Annotated in this window: 21 protein-coding genes and 1 tRNA gene; 6 read left to right on the forward strand and 16 right to left on the reverse strand. The window is 66.5% G+C overall.

Annotated elements, in window-relative coordinates; translation table 11 throughout:
• Positions 1–20 precede the first annotated feature (20 nt).
• Positions 21–1,610: a class I SAM-dependent DNA methyltransferase gene (locus tag ElP_RS09630; protein WP_145268740.1), complete on the forward strand. Its 1,590-nt coding sequence runs from the start codon at positions 21–23 to the stop codon at positions 1,608–1,610.
• A gap of 121 nt (positions 1,611–1,731) precedes the next feature.
• On the opposite strand, the gene ElP_RS09635 is transcribed toward ElP_RS09630, so the two are convergent.
• Positions 1,732–1,953 (reverse strand): hypothetical protein, encoded by a 222-nt coding sequence (locus tag ElP_RS09635; RefSeq protein WP_145268742.1) that lies wholly within the window; start codon positions 1,951–1,953, stop codon positions 1,732–1,734.
• A gap of 79 nt (positions 1,954–2,032) precedes the next feature.
• A complete protein-coding gene (locus tag ElP_RS09640; protein ID WP_145268744.1) occupies positions 2,033–2,515 on the reverse strand; it encodes a hypothetical protein in 483 nt (160 codons plus the stop codon).
• Between the two features lie 329 nt (positions 2,516–2,844).
• Here ElP_RS09640 and ElP_RS09645 point away from each other — a divergent pair, with 329 nt between their 5' ends.
• A complete protein-coding gene (locus ElP_RS09645) occupies positions 2,845–3,195 on the forward strand; it encodes a hypothetical protein (protein WP_145268746.1) in 351 nt (116 codons plus the stop codon).
• 27 nt (positions 3,196–3,222) lie between these two features.
• Here ElP_RS09645 and ElP_RS09650 read toward each other — a convergent pair whose 3' ends face one another.
• The 3 genes from ElP_RS09650 to ElP_RS37780 all read right to left on the reverse strand — a co-directional run bounded on the left by ElP_RS09650 (position 3,223) and on the right by ElP_RS37780 (position 4,301).
• Positions 3,223–3,762: a hypothetical protein gene (locus ElP_RS09650; protein ID WP_145268748.1), complete on the reverse strand. Its 540-nt coding sequence runs from the start codon at positions 3,760–3,762 to the stop codon at positions 3,223–3,225.
• Positions 3,695–4,063, reverse strand: a complete 369-nt coding sequence (locus tag ElP_RS09655) for a hypothetical protein (protein ID WP_145268750.1) — start codon at positions 4,061–4,063, stop codon at positions 3,695–3,697. Before ElP_RS09655 ends, ElP_RS09650 begins: the two co-directional genes overlap by 68 nt.
• Positions 4,064–4,133: 70 nt before the next feature.
• Entirely contained in the window at positions 4,134–4,301 is a 168-nt protein-coding gene (locus tag ElP_RS37780) for a hypothetical protein (protein ID WP_197446844.1), read from the reverse strand.
• Between the two features lie 303 nt (positions 4,302–4,604).
• On the opposite strand from ElP_RS37780, the gene ElP_RS09660 reads away from it, so the two are divergent.
• From ElP_RS09660 to ElP_RS09665, 3 genes are all read left to right on the forward strand, one after another.
• Positions 4,605–4,856, forward strand: a complete 252-nt coding sequence (locus ElP_RS09660) for a hypothetical protein (RefSeq protein ID WP_145268752.1) — start codon at positions 4,605–4,607, stop codon at positions 4,854–4,856.
• Between the two features lie 72 nt (positions 4,857–4,928).
• Positions 4,929–5,090, forward strand: a complete 162-nt coding sequence (locus ElP_RS37785; RefSeq protein WP_197446845.1) for a hypothetical protein — start codon at positions 4,929–4,931, stop codon at positions 5,088–5,090.
• 505 nt (positions 5,091–5,595) lie between these two features.
• Positions 5,596–6,921 carry a deoxyguanosinetriphosphate triphosphohydrolase family protein gene (locus tag ElP_RS09665; protein ID WP_145268754.1) on the forward strand — a complete coding sequence of 442 codons (1,326 nt, stop codon included), beginning with the start codon at positions 5,596–5,598 and terminating at the stop codon, positions 6,919–6,921.
• A gap of 11 nt (positions 6,922–6,932) precedes the next feature.
• Here ElP_RS09665 and ElP_RS41100 read toward each other — a convergent pair whose 3' ends face one another.
• From ElP_RS41100 to ElP_RS09695, 6 genes are all read right to left on the reverse strand, one after another.
• Positions 6,933–8,102 (reverse strand): CHC2 zinc finger domain-containing protein, encoded by a 1,170-nt coding sequence (locus tag ElP_RS41100; protein WP_145268756.1) that lies wholly within the window; start codon positions 8,100–8,102, stop codon positions 6,933–6,935.
• A gap of 80 nt (positions 8,103–8,182) precedes the next feature.
• Positions 8,183–10,015, reverse strand: coding sequence for a DUF3987 domain-containing protein (locus ElP_RS09675; RefSeq protein ID WP_145268758.1), 1,833 nt, complete (start codon positions 10,013–10,015; stop codon positions 8,183–8,185).
• A gap of 127 nt (positions 10,016–10,142) precedes the next feature.
• Positions 10,143–10,481 (reverse strand): DUF1580 domain-containing protein, encoded by a 339-nt coding sequence (locus ElP_RS09680; RefSeq protein ID WP_197446847.1) that lies wholly within the window; start codon positions 10,479–10,481, stop codon positions 10,143–10,145.
• A 112-nt stretch (positions 10,482–10,593) separates the two neighbouring features.
• Positions 10,594–11,256 (reverse strand): hypothetical protein, encoded by a 663-nt coding sequence (locus tag ElP_RS09685; RefSeq protein WP_145268762.1) that lies wholly within the window; start codon positions 11,254–11,256, stop codon positions 10,594–10,596.
• A 95-nt stretch (positions 11,257–11,351) separates the two neighbouring features.
• Positions 11,352–12,563 (reverse strand): tyrosine-type recombinase/integrase, encoded by a 1,212-nt coding sequence (locus tag ElP_RS09690; RefSeq protein WP_231749608.1) that lies wholly within the window; start codon positions 12,561–12,563, stop codon positions 11,352–11,354.
• Positions 12,564–12,674: 111 nt separating this feature from the next.
• Positions 12,675–12,749 (reverse strand) — tRNA-Pro (locus tag ElP_RS09695).
• Positions 12,750–12,941: 192 nt separating this feature from the next.
• Between ElP_RS09695 and pyrF the strand changes: the two genes are divergently transcribed.
• Positions 12,942–13,880: an orotidine-5'-phosphate decarboxylase gene (gene pyrF, locus ElP_RS09700; protein WP_231749610.1), complete on the forward strand. Its 939-nt coding sequence runs from the start codon at positions 12,942–12,944 to the stop codon at positions 13,878–13,880.
• A gap of 42 nt (positions 13,881–13,922) precedes the next feature.
• Here the strand turns inward: pyrF and ElP_RS09705 are convergent, their stop codons facing one another.
• From ElP_RS09705 to ElP_RS09725, 5 genes are all read right to left on the reverse strand, one after another.
• On the reverse strand, positions 13,923–14,309 hold the full coding sequence (locus ElP_RS09705; RefSeq protein ID WP_145268766.1) for a hypothetical protein: 387 nt from the start codon (positions 14,307–14,309) through the stop codon (positions 13,923–13,925).
• Between the two features lie 317 nt (positions 14,310–14,626).
• Positions 14,627–14,878 carry a hypothetical protein gene (locus ElP_RS09710; protein WP_145268768.1) on the reverse strand — a complete coding sequence of 84 codons (252 nt, stop codon included), beginning with the start codon at positions 14,876–14,878 and terminating at the stop codon, positions 14,627–14,629.
• 33 nt (positions 14,879–14,911) lie between these two features.
• On the reverse strand, positions 14,912–15,988 hold the full coding sequence (locus ElP_RS09715) for a DUF420 domain-containing protein (protein ID WP_145268770.1): 1,077 nt from the start codon (positions 15,986–15,988) through the stop codon (positions 14,912–14,914).
• A 211-nt stretch (positions 15,989–16,199) separates the two neighbouring features.
• Positions 16,200–17,312, reverse strand: coding sequence for a Gfo/Idh/MocA family protein (locus ElP_RS09720; protein WP_145268772.1), 1,113 nt, complete (start codon positions 17,310–17,312; stop codon positions 16,200–16,202).
• A complete protein-coding gene (locus ElP_RS09725; protein ID WP_145268774.1) occupies positions 17,309–18,532 on the reverse strand; it encodes a glycosyltransferase in 1,224 nt (407 codons plus the stop codon). Before ElP_RS09725 ends, ElP_RS09720 begins: the two co-directional genes overlap by 4 nt.
• Positions 18,533–18,706 lie beyond the last annotated feature (174 nt).

Here is an 18,706-nt window from a genome sequence, read left to right on the forward strand (position 1 = left end):
CCAGGAGGGCCCGGCGGATCATGGCGACGAACATCCAAATCAACGGCCGACGATTGACGACTCAGCACTCGGTCAATGCTGCGATCAAAAGCATTTGTAACATTATGCGTCGGTCCAACTGCGCCGGCGCAATGCAGTACGTTCCCGAACTGACTTGGATCTTGTTCCTCCGCATCCTCGATGAGCAGGAAGCTCAGGAAGCCGAGCGGGCGGAGACAGTCGGGGCCGAGTTCATCCCCTCGATCAGCGAGCCGTACCGCTGGCGGGATTGGGCCGCCCCGCCCGATGATTCCCTTTTCGCCGAGAAGTCGAATGGCTGCCCGATCGGCTGGAAACGTCGGGAGTTGACCGAGGGCGGGTCGCTCGGCTCGTTCAAGTCATTCGTCAATGACGACCTGATCCCTCACTTGCGGAGCCTCCGAAAACGTCCCGACGCGACGCCGCGACAGAAGATTATCGGGGAGATTATGACCGCCGTCGAGCGGGTTCGCATCGACACCGACAAGAACTTGCTCGACGTCCTGGATCGGGTCCATGCGCTCAGGAACGGCCACATCGACCCGACGCACGTCTTCGCCCTCTCGCAAGTTTATGAGGGCCTCTTACTCAAGATGGGCGAGAAGGGGAACGACGGCGGCCAGTTCTTCACCCCCCGCGAAATCATCCGGGGAATGGTCCGGGCCGTCGATCCCCAATGGGGCGAGACGGTCTATGATTGCTGTACCGGGACCGGGGGCTTCCTCGCCCAATCCTACGAGCACATGCGGGATGCCCTGGGCCAGGAGGCGACGGCCGATCAGATCGAGACCCTCAAGCGACGCACGTTCTACGGCCGCGAGAAAGAGAACCTCATCTTCCCGATCGCGCTGGCCAACCTGGTGTTGCACGGGATCGACCAGCCGAAGCTCTGGCACGGCAACACCCTGACCGACGTCGCGGCCTATGCCGACCTCTTTCACGACGCCCCGGCTCAATTCGAGGTCATCCTGACCAACCCGCCCTTTGGCGGCAAGGAGGGCAAGGAAGCCCAGACCCGGTTCGCCTACAAGACTGGGGCCACCCAGGTCTTGTTCCTCCAACACGTCATCGACAGCCTGGCGCCCGGTGGACGTTGCGGCATCGTCCTGGATGAGGGCATCTTGTTCCGGTCCAACGAAACCGCATTTGTCCAGACGAAGCGGAAGTTGCTCGACGAATGCGACCTCTGGTCGATCGTCAGCCTCCCGGGCGGCGTCTTCTCGGCCGCCGGCGCCGGCGTGAAGACCAACCTCCTATTCTTCACCAAGGGGCGGCCGACGGAGCGGATTTGGTACTACGACGTCTCCGATGTGAAGGTCGGGAAGAAGACCCCGTTCACCGTCGATCGATTCGCCGACTTCTTCCGCCTCTTGCCCGATCGGGCTGACAGCGAGCGCAGTTGGACCGTCGAGCGGGCCGACATCGAGGCCAAGCGTTACGATCTCAAGGCCGTGAACCCCAACGCCCGGGGCGACCAGGACCGGCGGACCCCCGAGGAATTGCTCGATATCATCGAGGCCAAGGGCCGGGAAGTCGCGGAGGCGTTGTCTGCCCTCCGCGCCGCCTTGGCCGATGGTCGCCCGGGGCCGTAGCAACTCGCCGGAGGCGTCGGAACCATCGGCCTCGACCGGGCCGCAGAACGGCCGGCAGGAAGCCTCCGGGCCGTCTCGGATCAACAGTGCCGTCCATGCCAGCGATCGGGGACGGCTCGCCTCATTTCTTCCCGATGAAATTCTCGTAGTCGTTGTGCTTGCCGATCCAGTACCAAACGTTGACGCCTTCGTCTTCGACGTAGAGCACACGGTACTTGGAGGCCAGCGTCACGACCCAGGTGCCATCCCGGTGCCGTCCTTTCTTGCTGTTGGAGAGATGGCGGCGGTTGAGGGCGGGGTGGTCCGGATCGGCCAGGAACATGCGGAAGGCGTCCCGTGCCAATTTGCGCATCGGGGCGGACAAGCCGCCGAACAGATAGCGGAAATGGGCCGTGCGGACGTTACGTAGCCCGACCCGGTCGTTAGGCGCCGAACTCATTCATCTCAGCCGTGCGGCCCTCCTGGTGGGCGCGGACCGCCTCGTCCCGCCGATCGGCCAAGTCGTCCTCGACGAAGAATTCGTCGTCGGGTGTCAGGACCGCCTTTGCTTCCCGGACGGCCTGACGGAACTGGTCGGCCCGCTTGACCGCGTGGCCTTGGGCCTCGAACGCGGCGATTTGCTCCAGGATCGCATCGGCCGGGCGGAGCCAATCGCGATAGAATCCCTCGAACGCCCCGGCGGTTGCCGGATCGTAGCGCTCACCCTCAGAAAGGATGGCCGACCGCCAGCCGGCATCGGCCTTGTCGATCAGGATCGACAGGGCGACGCCTAGCACCAGTAATTCCCCGAGCCGGTCGCATGCCTCCGCAGCGTCGTGCTCGGCCCTCCACCGTTCGACGTGATCGGCGTAGTCGTCCACAAGCGGCCCGATCTGGTCGAGTTCAGAGCAATCGGACGTGGACATGGCCGGGTGACTCCGATGGGCTTCCGTGCCTCGGACGAGGGCGGTTCGTGCCTTTGCATTCTATCGGCCGGGGCCCCGGGCTGCATCACGATCCCGAGCCCCGACCTCAACACCCCAGGTTGATCTTCGTGAGTTAATCGATGCGGTGCCCGCACGTTCAGAAGAAGACCGTCTAACGCTATTCTTCCTATCCTGCACAGACAGCGCATGTTCCCCATTATATGCGATTTAGGTTCTTCCGAAGGATCGATCGAATGTGACTGAAGGAGAACCCGTCGCAGACATAGAGAGACTTTGTTGTCATACAGACATCAGACGGAGTCGCAGCGATGAATCGGGATGACCTGGCCAGACTCGTGCTGATCGAGGTGCAGCAGCGATGCGAGGCGATCCGGTCCCGCCCGAGGCCGCCGCAATGGAAATGCTGGTCCGTACTGAAGCATGACCTCGACGTCGCTCATGGGCCGTGCTACTCGCCGCGATGGTTCGGCGACGCGAGCGCGACGGAGGCCGGTCGGGTCCGCCTCCTGAGGGCCGTCTACCGGCTGGCCGATTCCGGGTTGCTGACCATCGTCAAGAGCGAGGGGGGCCGGCTGGAACGGGTACGGTTGACGGCCTCCGGAGATGAGGCCGCGACCGAGCTTCGAAATGCCGAAACGCAATCGCGAGCCGCAACCTGATTTCTCAAAGAGATCTCGGTCCGAGCATCACCCGACGTTGACTTGGTTCTGCGCGAGATTGACACGGAGGGCCGGGAGCGCCAGCTTGCGGACCGTAGCAAGGGTCTTGATGGCCGAGAGGAACCGGCGATGCGCCGCGTCGATCCGCCGTTGGTGGAACTCGGCCTGACGCAGCGTCAGATCCTTTGATTGCTCGTAATTCGTCTGGCGAATATTGACCTCCGCCCAACAGAGCGCGGCCCGCTCGGCCAGGAGTCGCTCCATCGGCGTCGGGTTCGGCCCTTCCAGGTCGCGGCGGACCTCTCCGAGCCGGAGGCGGAGCGATTCCTTGATGGCCAGATCCTTCCCGGAGGCGCCCCGCGCGATCGCGTCGAACAGCCAGGCGGGCGGGTCACCGTAGTGGTCGAGGAACCATCGGCCCCGCTTCGGGTCGGAGAGCAGGGACCGCAATTGCGGGAGGCAGGATTGATCGCCCCGATGGGCCCGCTCCAGGAGTGCCTCAATCTCGGCCTGGGTCGTGGGGAGCCCGGCTCCCGACTCCGCCGGTTGCGTGTTCGTCTGGGACATCTCGCCTCCGCCTCCACTCGCCGCGCTTGTGTCGATGGAACCCGGCCGCGATGAGCGCCGCATGGGCCACGGCCTCCACCCGGTCGAACCACTCCGATAGCTCCCGCTCCTGCCGCTCTGCCGCCTCCCGTTCCTCCAGCTCCTCTTCCCGCTCGATCTGCCGTTCCTCCCGGTCTTCCATGTCGAGCAACGCGAACCGGGCGCCCCGCTCCCCCTGGCCGAAATACTCGGTCACGACCCGCCCCGCCTCCCGCCGGGAACGGTAGTAGTATCGGCGACCCTTGATGGTTTTCCAGCCCATGAGTTCACACCCGGTTAACCTACACGCTCGGAGCTGCCCCGCTTCCCGTCCGCCCGCATCCGGTCGGCCCTCACTCACCGGAGGCCCGCCCCTCGGCCGACTTCACCCGTTCGGCCTCGGCCGTGAACTCCTGCGCGACCGACCCGCGTAACAGGTGGCTCAGGAACTCGGCCAGACTCAGGCCCCGTGCATCGGCCACGAATCGGGCCTGGGCGACGATCGCACGGTCGATCTTCACCGCCACGTCATCCCGCCCCGATCGGGGCCGGCCGGCCCCCGAACGTTGCCCTCCGTGCTGGCGTTTCTCCGCCATCGACGTCTGCCCTCACCGCGCGATCTCAGGGAATGAACGATCCCGCCATCGGTATCATGCGGGGGGAATCAAATTTTTCAAGATTCAAGACCGGCTGTCTTGATTTTCGTTACCAAATTGGTATGATTCAAGTGATGGGGTTGAACGGCAGCCCCGAACGAAAAGGGGCCCGCCGGTGCTGGGAACACCGGACGGGCCCTAGGGCAAGGCTGATAGGGAGCCTCACCCATGACCATTCTCTTCGATTCGACCCGCCCGACCAAGGCCAATCGCCCCTTCGGGCGGGGCATCGGTCGCCCGACCGACGCCTATGGCAACCCGCTCCGCCGGGTCGGCTACTCGGCCGATGATGCGGCCTGGTACGCCGCCCAAGGCGGCGACTTCCACACCCTTGACGTCGACACCGCCTCGATCCTCTGGGACAGGGCCGCGTCCGACGCGGAGGCCGAGAGCCGCGTCGAGACGCTCGGCTACCTCTAACCCGCCCGGGGTCGGGGGCTCGACGCCCCCGGCCCTGATCGATTTCTTGCCCGATCCTGGAGGATCGACGCCATGAACATCCCGACCCGACGCCCCCATCCTCGACGCCCCGCCGCCTCGGGCTGGCCAGCCTGGACCGATGAGGTTCGCTGGACCATCGGCCCCAACACTCCCTGCCAAGAGATTCTGCTTGACCTCGAACAGGAAGCTTTAAATCTTGATAAAATTTCATGATTTCTAGTGGATCACTTTCGAGCATCCAGGATCAATGGGCAGCCGGAGCCCCAGATTTCGCTAATCCTGCCTTCTTTGCTGTGAGGGAGAATTGGGTTGACCTGTCCCAGCGAAAGTAGTAGTAACCCACTCCGCGCGCCCTGTAGAATGGATTTGCATGGCTCGGCAACCATGATCGGCTTCCATTGCGGTCTAGAGAGAGGGGTGCGTGATGCTAACGGAAACCGGAATCGCAGGGAGGCTCGGATCAATGTCAAACACTCGAGTTCAACGGATTGATGACCTCCTACTTGAACGGCTTCGATCCAGCGGACAAGAATTGACCGCAGAGGAGTTGGAAAAGGAGTTGTCTATCAGCGAACCCCCTTACAGCACTTTCGAAATTAGGGCCGCGCTCTGGAGACTCATCGCAACGAGGGATGTCGTCTTAACCCCGAAACGCACGCTGAAAGCGTCGTAAGACAAGCGGATCGCCGCGCACGCCAAACCAAAAAATGATTATCAAATGAAAAGGGAAGATAGGAAACATCCGGATGGCACTATTCAAGGGAAGTCGAGTCCCGCGGATCGGGATCGTATCTTGTATTCCCCGGAGTTTCGCCGGCTCGCTTCAGTGACACAGGTTGCGGTCGCAGAAGGAGGTTTACTCTTCCACAACCGACTAACCCACAGTCTAAAGGTGGCACAAATTGGTCGTCGACTTGCTGAGGGGCTGCTCGATTCACATAGAGAAATCGCAGTATCACTTGGTGGCATCGACCCCGAAACCGTAGAAAGCGCTGCCCTCGCTCACGACCTAGGCCACCCCCCATTTGGCCATGTCGCCGAAAGAAAACTTGACAAGTTATTATTAAAGGAAGGAGTTGCCGATGGCTTTGAGGGCAATCCGCAGTCGTTTAGGATTGTCACGAAGATTGCCGTACAAGGGGATCACTATGACGGATTAAATCTTGCCCGCGCAACTCTAAATGCATTGCTGAAATACCCGCATATGCGGAAACCCAGTGGAAAAGGAAATAAAAAATGGGGCGCATACACATTTGAAGAAGACGATTTTCGGTTCGCTCGGGCCCTCCAGACGGTCGGCAATGGCGACTCGATGTGTGTCGAAGCTCAAATAATGACATGGGCCGACGACATTACATATTCAGTTCACGACATAGAGGATTTCTATCAGGCAGGGCTAATTCCCCTTGATCAACTGACTAGCAAAGACGGGAGAGAGGTGGATCGGTTTTTAGCCAATGTGTTCGAGCGGTGGAGCAGGAAGGGTATTACTTCAAAGTATGGCAAAGACGAGTTGTCTGAAGCTTTTCGCGGGCTTCTGAAACTGGCACCCATCCAAGAACCCTATAGCGGCGCCAGAAGGCAGCAAGCCGCTTTGCGAAACTTTACTTCGGGTTTAATTGATCGCTATGTGGGACACACAAAATTAATCGAAGGAGACAACTCAAGTGGCAATCTTGAAATTGATAAAAATATTTTAATGGAAGTCGAAATGTTGAAAGAGTTGCTTTGGTATTATGTTATAAAAAACCCTGCTCTTGCGTCCCAGGAGCACGGGCAATCCAGGATAATAGAAGAATTATTCAATATATTTGCACAGGCAGCTACCAGCAACGACTCAGACGACTGGGCAATCCTCCCTGGCCGCGCCAGGGAACTGATTGATGAAATCGTCAAATTGAATGGTCAAAATACATCCAAAAATGAACGGCTCCGAGTTGTTGCCGATACGGTAGCAGGAATGACTGAGCAGCAGGCTCTTCAAATGTTCCACCGATTGACCGCGATTTCGCCTGGCTCCTTGTTTCAGCCAATTGCTACATGAACACCAGAAACTCATATTCTCAATGATATTTGGATCATTAAAGATTTTAGACCGCTCGAGTTTTCATTTAATTCTGTCAAGTCCAGGCCGTCAGTCAAGTCGAGCACACGGGCCTTATTCGGGCCACGCTGAAACCACAACCTGGCGCCCGAACGTCCTGCACCATCGGCGTCCAAGGCCAGAAACCAAACCGGGCACAACGCAAGGGCCTCAATGGTGTGTCTTGACGGATTCTGGCAAGCAGATCCGACAGTGACAACATTCATCACATGGCCAACCTCTTGGAAGGCCAACAACGCATCCAGTTCCCCCTCGCATATCAGGGCAGGCACTCCGGCGCAAAGGTCGGGCCAGGGATAGGCGTGGCCCCGCTCGGACCCGGCAGCGGCCATGAGCTTCGGCCCGTCCGACTCCTTCCGCCAGGGACGGCTTACTTCCTCGTGGAGCCGCCTCACGTTGACGCCGCACCATCGGGCCTCGGGGGCCGGTTCTTCCGAACCAGTAGTGGCAGAATACCAGGCGCCAGGGGCGACCCAGGGTAGGACGACGCCCCGGGGCATCCAGACCCCGCGGGGCCGGCTGCGAACGTCGAGCCCGAGGACCTCGACGGTCTCAGATCGGGCCGGCCGGGCGAGGAAGCCGACCCGGAACCGGCTCAGGGTGTGATCCTCCAGGCCCCGGCGGCGGAGCCATTCGAGCGCGGGCCGGCCCTCGGGGGACCAGAGGCGGGCCTCGGCGTCCTCGACGATCGCGTTGACGGCCGCCTGCCAGGCCGGATCACGCCAGGCCGGGACGCGGGGCCTCGGAGGGGCCGGGGCCGGCGTCTCGGGGCGGGGGGATGGGCCCGACGCCGATCGAACCCTCCCGCCCTCCACCTGGCCGCGCCATCCCAGGGTCCGCAGGGCGTCGAGGCGCCCGGAGCCGTCGCGGGCCATGACGTAATCGATCACGTCGCCGGACGCGCCGCAGGCGAAGCAGCGATAGCGGCCGTCCCTGACCTGCATCGACGGGGTCCGCTCCCGGCCCCCGGCATGGAAGGGACACCGGACAAACCCGCGTCGATCGAGGGCGATGCCGTCGGCCCGGAGGACCTCGGCCAGCGGGTTGTCCCGCACGATCTCCGCGAAGGGAATCGGCCCAAGCTCGCGACGACCCTTCCCATCGGAGCGGTTTGGAACCATGATCGCCTGAACCCACGTTACCCACGATACCCACTGAATCCGGTCATCGGCCCGAGCGTCGCCCCGTCCGTCCCCATCGCCTACGGGTTTAGTGGGTTCGGTGGGTTTCGTGGGGGGACGGCGTTCAGGTTCGGGTTCACTTCGTAGCTCGGCGAGGGGGGGCGGCCGGACTTACCCTCCCGATCCTCCTCGGGACGGACGCGGATGCATCCCTGCCGCTCCAGCCAGCCGAGGGCCGCATCGCGACGGTCGAGGCGGCCCCGGAAGCGGCTCAGGCTGTCGCGGTTCACGTCGTTCGCGCTGAAGTGGTCCAGCGACTTCCGCCGGATCCAGGCGAGGATCGCATGGGCGTCCGGCGGGACCTCGACCCGGCCCTCGTGGATTTCCCCGAGGACCCGGCGGGCCATGACCTTGAAGTAGTCGACCAGGGCCGCGGCGCCCTCGACGTCCTCGGCCTCGACGCTGGCCGGGGAGGGGAGCCGGACCGGCGGCTCATCCTCGGTCGAGGAGCCGACCTCCATCGACCAGCCGCCGGGCCGGGCCGCATCGACCTTCCCGTAGGCTTGCCGCAGTTGGGCCAGGACCAGGGCGAGCCGGGCACAGATCGTCTCGAATTTCGGCCAGGCGCCCCGCAAGTCCTCGGGGAACTCGGGGGTCTCCCGCTCCGACTGGTGCGCGTCGTACCACTCGACCCAGCGGGCCTTCCCGTCCCGGCTGAAGTCGACGACGACGGGACGCGGGCCCTCCTTGCCTTGCTCCATCGGCCGGTGCCAGAGGGCCGTCAGGGCGGCGGCCCAGCTGTCCTCCGCCTCGACGCTGACCGTGTCCTCCGTCCAGCGACGACGGACGGCGATCCCGGGGTAGGCGTAGAGGAACCGATCCGTCAGGCCGTCATTCTGGCCGGGCTTCTCGCGCAGCGAGGGCAGCTTGGAGGGAACCAGTCCGCCGAGGACGACGACGCTGGGCCGGGAGACGTCGAGGACCTCCCGGTTCGTCTTCCGCTCGGCCCCGGCGTCGGCCCCCGACCAGTTCGACAGCCAGAACGGCCGGTCGCCCCCGCTCCCGGAGCGATACTCGTTCATGCTGTAGAGCCAGCCGGTCAACTCGTCGACGTGTCGGAGCAGGCCGCGCGGGTTGTCGTTGTGCACGGCGATGACGCTCTCCCGGGTGGCGTCGGGCCGGAGCATGACGCGCCGGCGGACGGGCCTCGGGCCGCGCTCGTCCGAGTCCTCGGCCTCCCATGCCTCCAGGTCGCGATCGTATTGCCGCCTCAGGCGATCGTCGATCTTCCGGAGCGGCCCGACCAGGAACTTCGCGGCGTGCGTCTTCCCGTCGCCGGGCGATCCGACGGCCGCCCCGTATAGCGTCGGCGGCTCCGTCCAGGTCCGCTTCAATCGGAGGTTGACCGACTGGCCGATCGCGGCGGCGGCCGCGCAGATGACGACCAGGCCGGGGAAGTCGGGGGGGACCTGGAAGGCGCCCGCCGTCTCGTCGATCAGCAGACGGACCGGATCGGGGAACGCCTCGACCGGGAACGGGACCGGATCGGGGATGTCCCGACCCAGCGGGTTGACGGGCCATTCCCGGCCGTCGGCAACATCGACGATCCGGCGGGCCTCGGGGCGGTTCTGGTTCGTCCAGTCGATCGCGTCGAGGATCGGCCGGAGCCTTGTGTTGCTCTTGTTCGCCTTCCCCCAACTCGCCAGGCCGTCGAGTCCGCCCGAGGCGGCGGTCATGAGCGCCTCGGTCCAGGCCGGGCCGGGATCGAGCTTGGCGACCGCCTCCGGGCCCAGGGCACCCTCGGCGGCATCGAGGGCCCAGAGGGCGTGGCGTAGCGTCTCGGCATCGAAGGGCGACGATCCCGAGCCGTCGGTTGAAGGCTCGCTGGCCTCCGCCGTACAATCGCGATGCACGTTGAACTCCCTTTCGTCTCAGCAGCGGAAGCGGGAACGCGACGGGCACGCGAGCCGATGGGCCCCGGGGGGACTGGCCTCCCCCCGGGGCTCGCTCGTCGACCCGCCGCGACGGACGCGGGACGGGTCAGGCTCCCATTCGTTCCAACTCCTGGGCCGCCCGCTCCGAGTCGCGGAGCCGCCGGGCCTCCGTGCGCCGGGTACGGACGGGGGACGCCGCCGACGGGTCACGGCCGGCCTGATCTCCCGGGGAGCCCGAGAGCCGCTCCACGAAGCGTTGGACGGCCTCCCGGCTTGTGTAGCGGGAGCCGCCGATGGTGACGGTCTCGAGCCGGGCGCCCTTGACCCCCTTCGTCGCCCATCGCCAGATGGTCGAGATGTGAGTCCTCTTGCCGGGCCGGCTGGACGGAATGAGGGCCGATACTTGGCCGAGGGGGATGATCGTCTCGAACGTGACATCGATCACTTGCGGTGCCTCCCGATGACTCGATATGAGTTGCCTCGGGATGCAATTGTCTTAGAAAGCCGAGGGGAGATTCCTGGGGAGGTGAGGGGGGAGATAGGGGGAAATGAGGGCGTTATGGTTTGGACGATCCCGACGCGAGTCTCCAGCGGACCCTGCAGTTGTCTCGCCGGAACTGGAGCGGCCCGCCGCTGCACCTGGCCTTCTTGTTGAAATCCTTGATGGTCTGGTTGAGCTTCTCTTCCGTGTCGAGCGGGTTGGGGATCGATTCGGGCCACCCGGCCCGCTCGAAGGCATCGAGGATTGCGCACTGGTTCTCCGCCTCGCGCGAGAACGCTTCCCAGGCCACGCCGCCAACCACGAGCCTCCGCGTACCGACATCCCATCTGGGTCGGGGATTGTCTGCCGTTGCCTCGGGGTCCGGGTCACCATCGAGCCAAGCGGCGAATCGATCATAGTCGGCGGCGATCTCCCGATACTCCTCCAGCTCCGGGGGGAGCCGGCCATCGAACCGCCAGAGCATATCGTGAGCGACCTGGACCGGTTCCGCCTCCTCGTACCACTCGCCCCAATCCCAGGGCTCCTCGTCGCCGTTGACGGGCATGTTGTCGCCAACGTGCTTGATCCATCGCCCATCCGGCGTGAGGTAATAGATGCAAAGCGTGTCCGCCCATTCGTGGATTCGTGGGTCAGAGACCCTGAACCGCTGACATCGGTGGAGATCCACCGCGAATTGCCCCAAGGCATTCTCCCGACTGACCCAGATGTAATCGCTCATGGGCGGACGAAGACTCCAGCTATCCCCCGGGTCGCCGATCATCGCGTGCGGCGATGTCGCGCCCGATGCGGCCCGGAGGACGGGTTACCATGATGTCATCCGATGAGCCCCATGACCTCCGCCGCCTTCTTGGAATCGAGTTCCGCATAGACCTCGGTCACCACCGGGCTCGAATGGCCGAGGACGGCGCGGGCCGCGTCCAGGCCGAACTCCTTGCGGAGCCGGGTGGCCGCGTTGTGGCGCAACTGGTTCGGGTGCCAGGCGGGGATCTCCCGGCCCGCCCGCCGTGCGAGGTCTCTGTTTGCCCGAGCAATCCCGTATGTGATCGCCCGACGATAGCTGACGACAGTATAGGTGTCGCCGGGTCGCTTCTCCGGCCTGGACTTGGTCCGATTCCGCTGAGAGGGTTGAACCGGAGTTTTGCGAGCGGCCCTCATCGCGGCTCGTCGCTCGACGTCCGCCTCCGCCGGAGAGAACAACGGGGCCTCCAACTCGGTCCGGAGCCAGGGCCGGAGCGTGGCTTGGGCTTGGGGACCGAGGTGGATCACTCGACGCCGGCCGTGATGCTCGGTCTTGTGGCTCTCAGGGCTATAGATCCAGATCCGGCCGGTCGTGTCGATGTCGATCGTGCGCATCGAGACGACCTCGCCCGGCCTCATGCCGGTGAGCCGTTGCAATTCGATCATCGCCCAGACCTGGCGGCTGACGAAAGGATGGACGGCGTCAACGAAGGCATCGGGCACGGGCCGGACCGGTTCCGATTCCCGGACATCGGCTCGGCCTCGACGGAGGCCCTCGACCGTCCGGAGCGCCTCGGCGACCGAGGACGGGATGAGTTCCTCGGAGACGGCCCACTTGAAGGCTCGTTTGATCTGATCGGTCCGCTTGTTCACGCCGTTCCGGCAGAGGCCCGACCCGACGAACGATTGGCGGAGCGCCTTGAGCGACCGGGGTCCGAAATCGCGGGCCAAGGTGTTCCCGTAGAGCTGGCGGAGGGCCCGGACCGCAATCCGGATGTTGGCCGGTTCCTTGGTCGGCTGGCCGTGCTTCGTGTAATAGGCATCGGCGTGCCGGAGATAGGCCACGAGCATCTCGTTGACCGTCAAATCGGCCTGGCCATCGTCATTGGGCCCTGGGAGCCGCCTCCCGAGGGAGAGCCACTCCGCGATGATCCGATCATACTCGGCCCGGCTCTCGGGGGTGCCGTGACGGCCGAGGTAGAAATCCCGGCCGCTGAGGGTGACGACGGCCTGGCCGGTCGGCTTGTGGAGGCGATAGGACGGGGTCCGATCCGAGCGGATGGGCACGGTTCCAATCTCCGATCCGGTAGACTACCGGCTTTCAGGAGCATCGGAGCCGCGCCATCCGTCCCCGGATGGGTTCCCTATCTCTAGGAATCGGCGGGGGGTTATGTTGAGTCGGGGCGAGCCGATTCGAACGGCCGACCTCCTGCACCCCAAGCAGGCGCGCTAACCAGGCTGCGCTACGCCCCGATCCCGATCGAGAACCGTCTGGCCGAGGCCATCGGGCGGACAATCGGCAGACCCGGCATCCGCCGTCGGGGTTCGCGGGATTGGCCGGGTGGCCAAGCGGGGTCGCGAACCCTAGGATGCAAGCGAATCAGTGGCCGTATTCTAAAGGATTCCGGGCCCCTGTCAATGCGGCCCGCTGGAGACGAGGGGATCGTGGACAACGCCGCCGACCGACTCATCGCCAGAATCCGATCCGTGGGCAACGCCGTCGTGGTGGGGATCGACCCCCGGCCCTCCCAATTCCCGGCCGAGATCCGGGGCCGATTCCCCGAGACCAGGGCCGGGGTCGCCGAGTCGATGCGGGCCTTCAGCGAGGCGATCCTCGACGTGGTGGCCGGCCTGGTGCCGGCGGTGAAGTTCCAGTCGGCGTTCTTCGAGGAATTCGGGCCCGAGGGGGTGGCCGCCTTGCACCAGGCCGCGGCAGGCGCGAGGCGTCGGGGGCTGTTCGTCATCATCGACGGCAAGCGGAACGACATCGGCTCGACGGCCGAGGCCTACGCCCGGGGTTACCTGGGCCGGCCCCCCGTCTCGGAGGGGGAGGGGCCGAGCTGGGATGCCGACGCGCTGACGATCAATCCCTACCTCGGGGGAGACGGCATCGCCCCGTTCGCCTCGGTGGCGTCGGAGCGGGGCAAGGGGCTGTTCGTCCTGGTCCGGACGAGCAACCCCTCGGCCGGCGACTTCCAGGACCTGGTGGCCGACGGGAAGCCGATCTACCGGCACGTCGCCGATCGGCTGGTCGAGTGGGCCGGGCCGCTGCGGGGGGAGTCGGGCTACAGCGCACTCGGGGCGGTGGTCGGGGCCACCTACCCGGAACAACTGGCCGAGCTGAGGGCCGCGATGCCGGGCATCCTCTTCCTGATCCCCGGCTACGGTGCCCAGGGGGGGAGGGCGACCGACATCGCCGCCGGCTGCGACGCGCAGGGGCTGGGGGCCGTCGTCAACTGCTCCCGGGGGATCATCTTCGCCTTCGAGCGGCCCGACCTCCGGGCGAGGTTCGGCGACGACTGGCGGGCGGCCGTGTCATTCGCCGTCCGGGAGATGGTCGACGACCTGGCGGCGAACACCCCGATGGGGAGGTTGCAGGCGTGACCTCCCGGCCGGCCTCGACCGGGCCCCGCGGGTCGGGCGCACCTACAGGAACGCCCGCCCGAAGGGCCAAACGATGCAGGCGAGCCCGAAGATGAGGCAGAGACCCTCAAACCAATCCGACGGTCTCCGCCCCGCCCCCGACACGGCGAGGATCGCCCAGGAGGAGGCGACCGCGACCCCGAGCCCCGTCGGGGCGACGTCGAGGAGTTCCCACGCGGACGGGCAATGATATGAACCGGCGGACGGGAAGATCGGCCGTCCCCGGGACGTCCGGGAGACGGCCGAGGAGAGGACCTCGACCGAGAGGAAGGCGACCCCCAGGAAGGCCCCGATGGCCGATGCAACCCCGTACGATCGGCCGGCTCGCCGGAGCCGCCGCCGATTCGAGAGGATGGCGATCGGGGCGAGGGCGTACGACCAGAGGATCAACCCGACCGTGATCTCGTGGGATCGCCGTTCGACCGGCCCCCACGGGTGGCGTCAGGATCCCGACCCTCGCCTCGAAGCTCCTCCTCGATTCGACCAGGGCATCCGTGATCCTTGGCGGGATCGAGAGCGTCAGGGCGACGGCCGCCACCATCGCCATCATGTGGACCAGCCGCAAGGGGCGACCCCCCGGCCGCGGCGTCCCTCCCTGGGGACGAGCAGCCTCTTGCATCCCGCAGCCCTCCAGTCTTCGAGCGGGGCACGAGACCCGGACGATCAGGGGAGCGGAGGCCGACAACATCCGACGGCCCGGGAGGTGGTCAGAGCTGGGGGATCCCGCCCCGTCTGGCCGCCCGGACGACGGCGAAGGTGCCGATGCCGAACAGGGTGAACGGCACGGCGATCATCAGCAGGATGCTCCGGGAGAACCCGGAGGCCACGTCTCCGGCCCGGCCCCGCTGCTGATCGGCGAGGGCCCTGCTGCAATTCGGGCAGGCCGACGCCGGCGTGGTTGAGGCCAGGAGCAGGATCCCGGCGAGCAGGCCGAGGCGGAGCCGATTGGTGGTTCTCATGATCCGTACCCGTTCCGGGACGAAGGGGTCAGGTCACGGCCCGGCCGTCGAGACGGCGGCGGAGAAGTCGAGCCGGTAGAGCATCAGGTAGATCACCACCCCGGTGATCGAGACGTAGACCCAGATCGGGAAGGTGACCTGGGCGATCCTCCGGTGCCGGTCGAATCGCTTGCGGAGGGCCCGGACCACCGTCACCAGGATCATCGGCACCATCACGACCGCCAGGACCGTGTGCGAGAGCAGGATCGAGAAGTAGGCCGGCCGGGCCGGGCCGACCCCCGAGAACTTCACGCTGCCGACCATGGCATGGTAGACGAGGTAGCAGGCCAGGAACACCGCCGAGACGGTCAGGGCGGCGACCTGGGTGGCCGCGTGGGCGGTCACCCGTCTCGACCGGATGAAGGCCCAGCCGACCAGCAGCAGCAGGGCGCACGCCCCGTTGAGCGAGGCGTTCACCGCGGGCAGGTTGCGGGCCCAGGCGGGGGCGGAGAGGACCGGCAGCCGCTCCCGGAGCCGGGCCATGCCGGCCTCGTCGCCGATGTCGAACAGGCCGACGACGCGGTTGCCGCGGTCGACCAAGGCCAGCTTGGTGCTGTGCAGGACCGCCTCGGCACCGGAGGCCCGGTCCTCCTCGCTCGCCTCGGCGACCGGCTGGAGGAAGCCTCGCCCGATCAGGTCGTAAGTCGCCTGCTGGTCCCCGGCGAGGAACCACCAGCGGTCGGGGTCGGCGCCGTAGCGGCGGGCGAAGTCGGTGAGGACCTCGGGGGTGTCGTACTCGGGGTCGACGCTGATGCTGACGAGCCGGACGGGGGAATTCTCGGGCAGCTCGGCCTGGAGCTTCGCCATCTCGGCCGAGATCCGGGGGCAGCTCGACGGGCACCGGCTGAAGACGAAGGCGGCGACCCAGACCCGGTCGGCCAGGTCGGCCTCGGTCACCTCCCGGCCGGACCGCTCGGTGAAACGGAAGGGGCCCAGCTCGGTCGAGGCCGGGCCGAGGTCGTATCCGGCCCGGGAGGGCGGGTACGGGTCGGTCAGGGCGACGCAGGCGACCGTCGAGGCGGCGACCGTCGCCACCACGATGCCGATGCCGATGCGATAGGCGCTGCTCACGGCGGGATGCTCTCGGGGAGAGCCCAGTTTGGGACGCAGGAGGGCGGGTCGAGGCGGGGGGCCGTCGGGCCGTCGTCGGACCCGGGACGCCCCCGACCTTGCTCCGGTGGTCGGGTGGGGTGGGTGCGATCGGCCCTGAAGCCGGGCGTACCTCTATGGTATGCAACCGACAAGTGTGGTGCCAGCCGAGGGCCGAAGCCGGTCGGGCGGCTCACCAGCCCCGGGCGCGCTCGATGACTTCCAGGTTCCGGATCGCCTCGATGGCCGGGACAAAAACCGCGTCGGGGTCACCCCGGATCGCGAGGCCGAACTGCTCGACCTGGAGGCGGTGCAGGTCGACGGCGGGGACGGGCGTCGTCTCCCCCGGGTCGTCGGGGGCCGAGACGGTGATCGAGCCGGCCGGGCCGAGCAGGATGTCCGGGCAGCTCGCCCGGCGATCGGTGCCGACAAGCTCGAAGGAGAGGCTCGGGGGCATCTGCCCGGCCTCGACTTCCAGCCGGGCAACGCATCCCCCTTCGAATCGGATCGAGAGGACGGCGTGGTCGTCCGTCTCGAATCCCCAATGCTCGCTGGAGAGGTCCGCCTGGACCGACTCGACCGCGTCTCCCAGGAACCAGAGGGCGAGGTCGATCAGGTGCGTGCCCGCCTCGCAGACGGCCCAGCCTCCGCTCCGGGCCTTGCTGCGATGCCAGTCGCTGGGGTCGGGGTGGCGGAACCGGAGCCGGGCGGCCAGCGACTCGATCGCGCCGAACTCACCGACCTCGACCGCCCTCCGGAGGGCCCGGGCGGTCGGATGCTGCCTCATGTGGTACCCGACGGCCAGCAGCCTGCCGGACCGGGCGGCGGCGTCGGCCATCCGCCTGGCGTCGGCCGAGGTCGTGGCCATCGGCTTCTCGCAGAGGACGTGCCTGCCCGCCTCCAGGGCGGCGATGGCGTGCTCGGGGTGCAGGTCGGGAGGGCTGAGGACCCAGACGGCCTCGACGTCAGGGTCCCGGAGCACGGCGTCGAGCCGGTCGAAGGCCCTCGGAGGCGGGCCGCCAAGGTGCCCGAGCCACCGGGCGAGGGCGAGGCGCCGGCCGACCCGCCCGTACCGGAGCCTCGATTCGAGCCGACGGCCCCCCAGCCGGCGGGCGAGGGCGAATCCCGAGGCACGCCTGGCCGACCGGGTCGCCCGACCGGGATCCCGGCTGAGGATCGAGCAGAGCCGGGCGTTCCCGGCGGCGAGGACCGCCGGAATTGCCCCGCCGGCGGCGAACCCGGAGCCGCCGACCAGCCCCCAGCCGACCGGCTTACCGACCGCGGCGGCCGGGTGGTCGTTGGTCATCGGTCGGGCCCCCGGGGAGACGCGATGACCTCCTCGAACAGCGCGACCATCCGGTCGAGGCAGGGTTCCAGGCGGTAATGCTCGCGGACGAGGCCGGCGGCGTGCTCGCCGAGGTGCCGGAAGTCGTCCGGGGCCTCCAGGACGCCGAGGGCGGCCTCGGCCAGGCCGTCGGCGTCGAAGAAGTCGACGAGCAGGCCGGTCCGCCCGTGCTCGACGACCTCCCGGACCGGGGCGGTGTCGCTGGCGACGACGGTGGCGCCGCAGGCCATCGCGTTCAGGAGCGACCAGGAGAGGACGAAGGGGACGGTCAGGTACAGGTGCACGTCGCTGATCGAGAACAGCCGAGCCAGCTCCTGGGGAGGGATGCGGCCGAGGAAGACGAACCGGGACAGGTCGTAGTCGTCCTGCGCCAGCACCCAGTCCTTGAACGACTTCGACCCGGTGAACCTCGCGTCCCCGCCGTAGCAGACGCGGTCCTCTCCGGCGACGAGGAAGAGGACGTCGGATCGGCGCCCGGCGATCCGTTTCGCGGCCTTCATGAAGAGGTCGAAGCCCCGCATCGACTCCATGCCCCGGGTGGCGTAGGTCACGACCTTCGTCCCCTCCGGGATCTCCCGGCCGGCGACGACGCGGGGCAGGCCTGGCAGGGGGTGCCAGAGGTCGGCGTCGATGCCGTCGAAGATCACCTCGACCTTCGGGCGGTACTCGGCCGGCAGCCGTGACTGCTGGAACCGGGTCGGGCTGTAGCCCCGGTCGCAGTTGTGCAGGTCGAGCAGGAGCATGGCGTTGCGGGCCCGGCAGCGGAGGCGGTCGAGCTCGGTGGGGGGGAAGTCGGGGCGGAAGTCGAGGTCGGAGCCCTTCGTGTGGTAGAAATATTCGAAATAGTTGATGATCGGCGCGTCGTACAGCTCCCTGAGGAAGGCGGTGGAACCGAAGCCCGAGTGGCCGACGACCAGATCCGGGCGGAGGTCGGGCCGGGCCTTCAGCGCCTCGAAGACGGCGTGGGCGTTCCAGACGGCGTTCTCGAAGGTCCGCGAGCAGTAGTGGTTCTGCTCCGTCGCCCCTCCCCGGCGGGTGAAGCGGACCAGCTCGATCTCCCCGGCCCGGCCGCTCGCCTTCTCGGTGACGAACGAGCATCGCCAGCCCTCGCGGCGGGAGAGCCGGTCAGCGACGTGCCCGAACTGGGCCGGGAAATTCGGGTGGACGAACAGCACGTGCATGGCAAGGCGTCTCGGGCTCGCCGTCTGGGCCGAAGCGATCGGCCCCGGTCGGCATCGGGTGTCGGAAGGGGAGCCATCCCCGGGCTGCGGCGGGTGAACACCGAGGGACGGTCGGGAGTCGACCGGGCCCCGGGGATCGCCTCGCTCGACGCCGGAGGAGGCCGAGCGTCGGCC

It is taken from the genome of Tautonia plasticadhaerens, from assembly GCF_007752535.1.
Lineage (GTDB): Bacteria > Planctomycetota > Planctomycetia > Isosphaerales > Isosphaeraceae > Tautonia > Tautonia plasticadhaerens.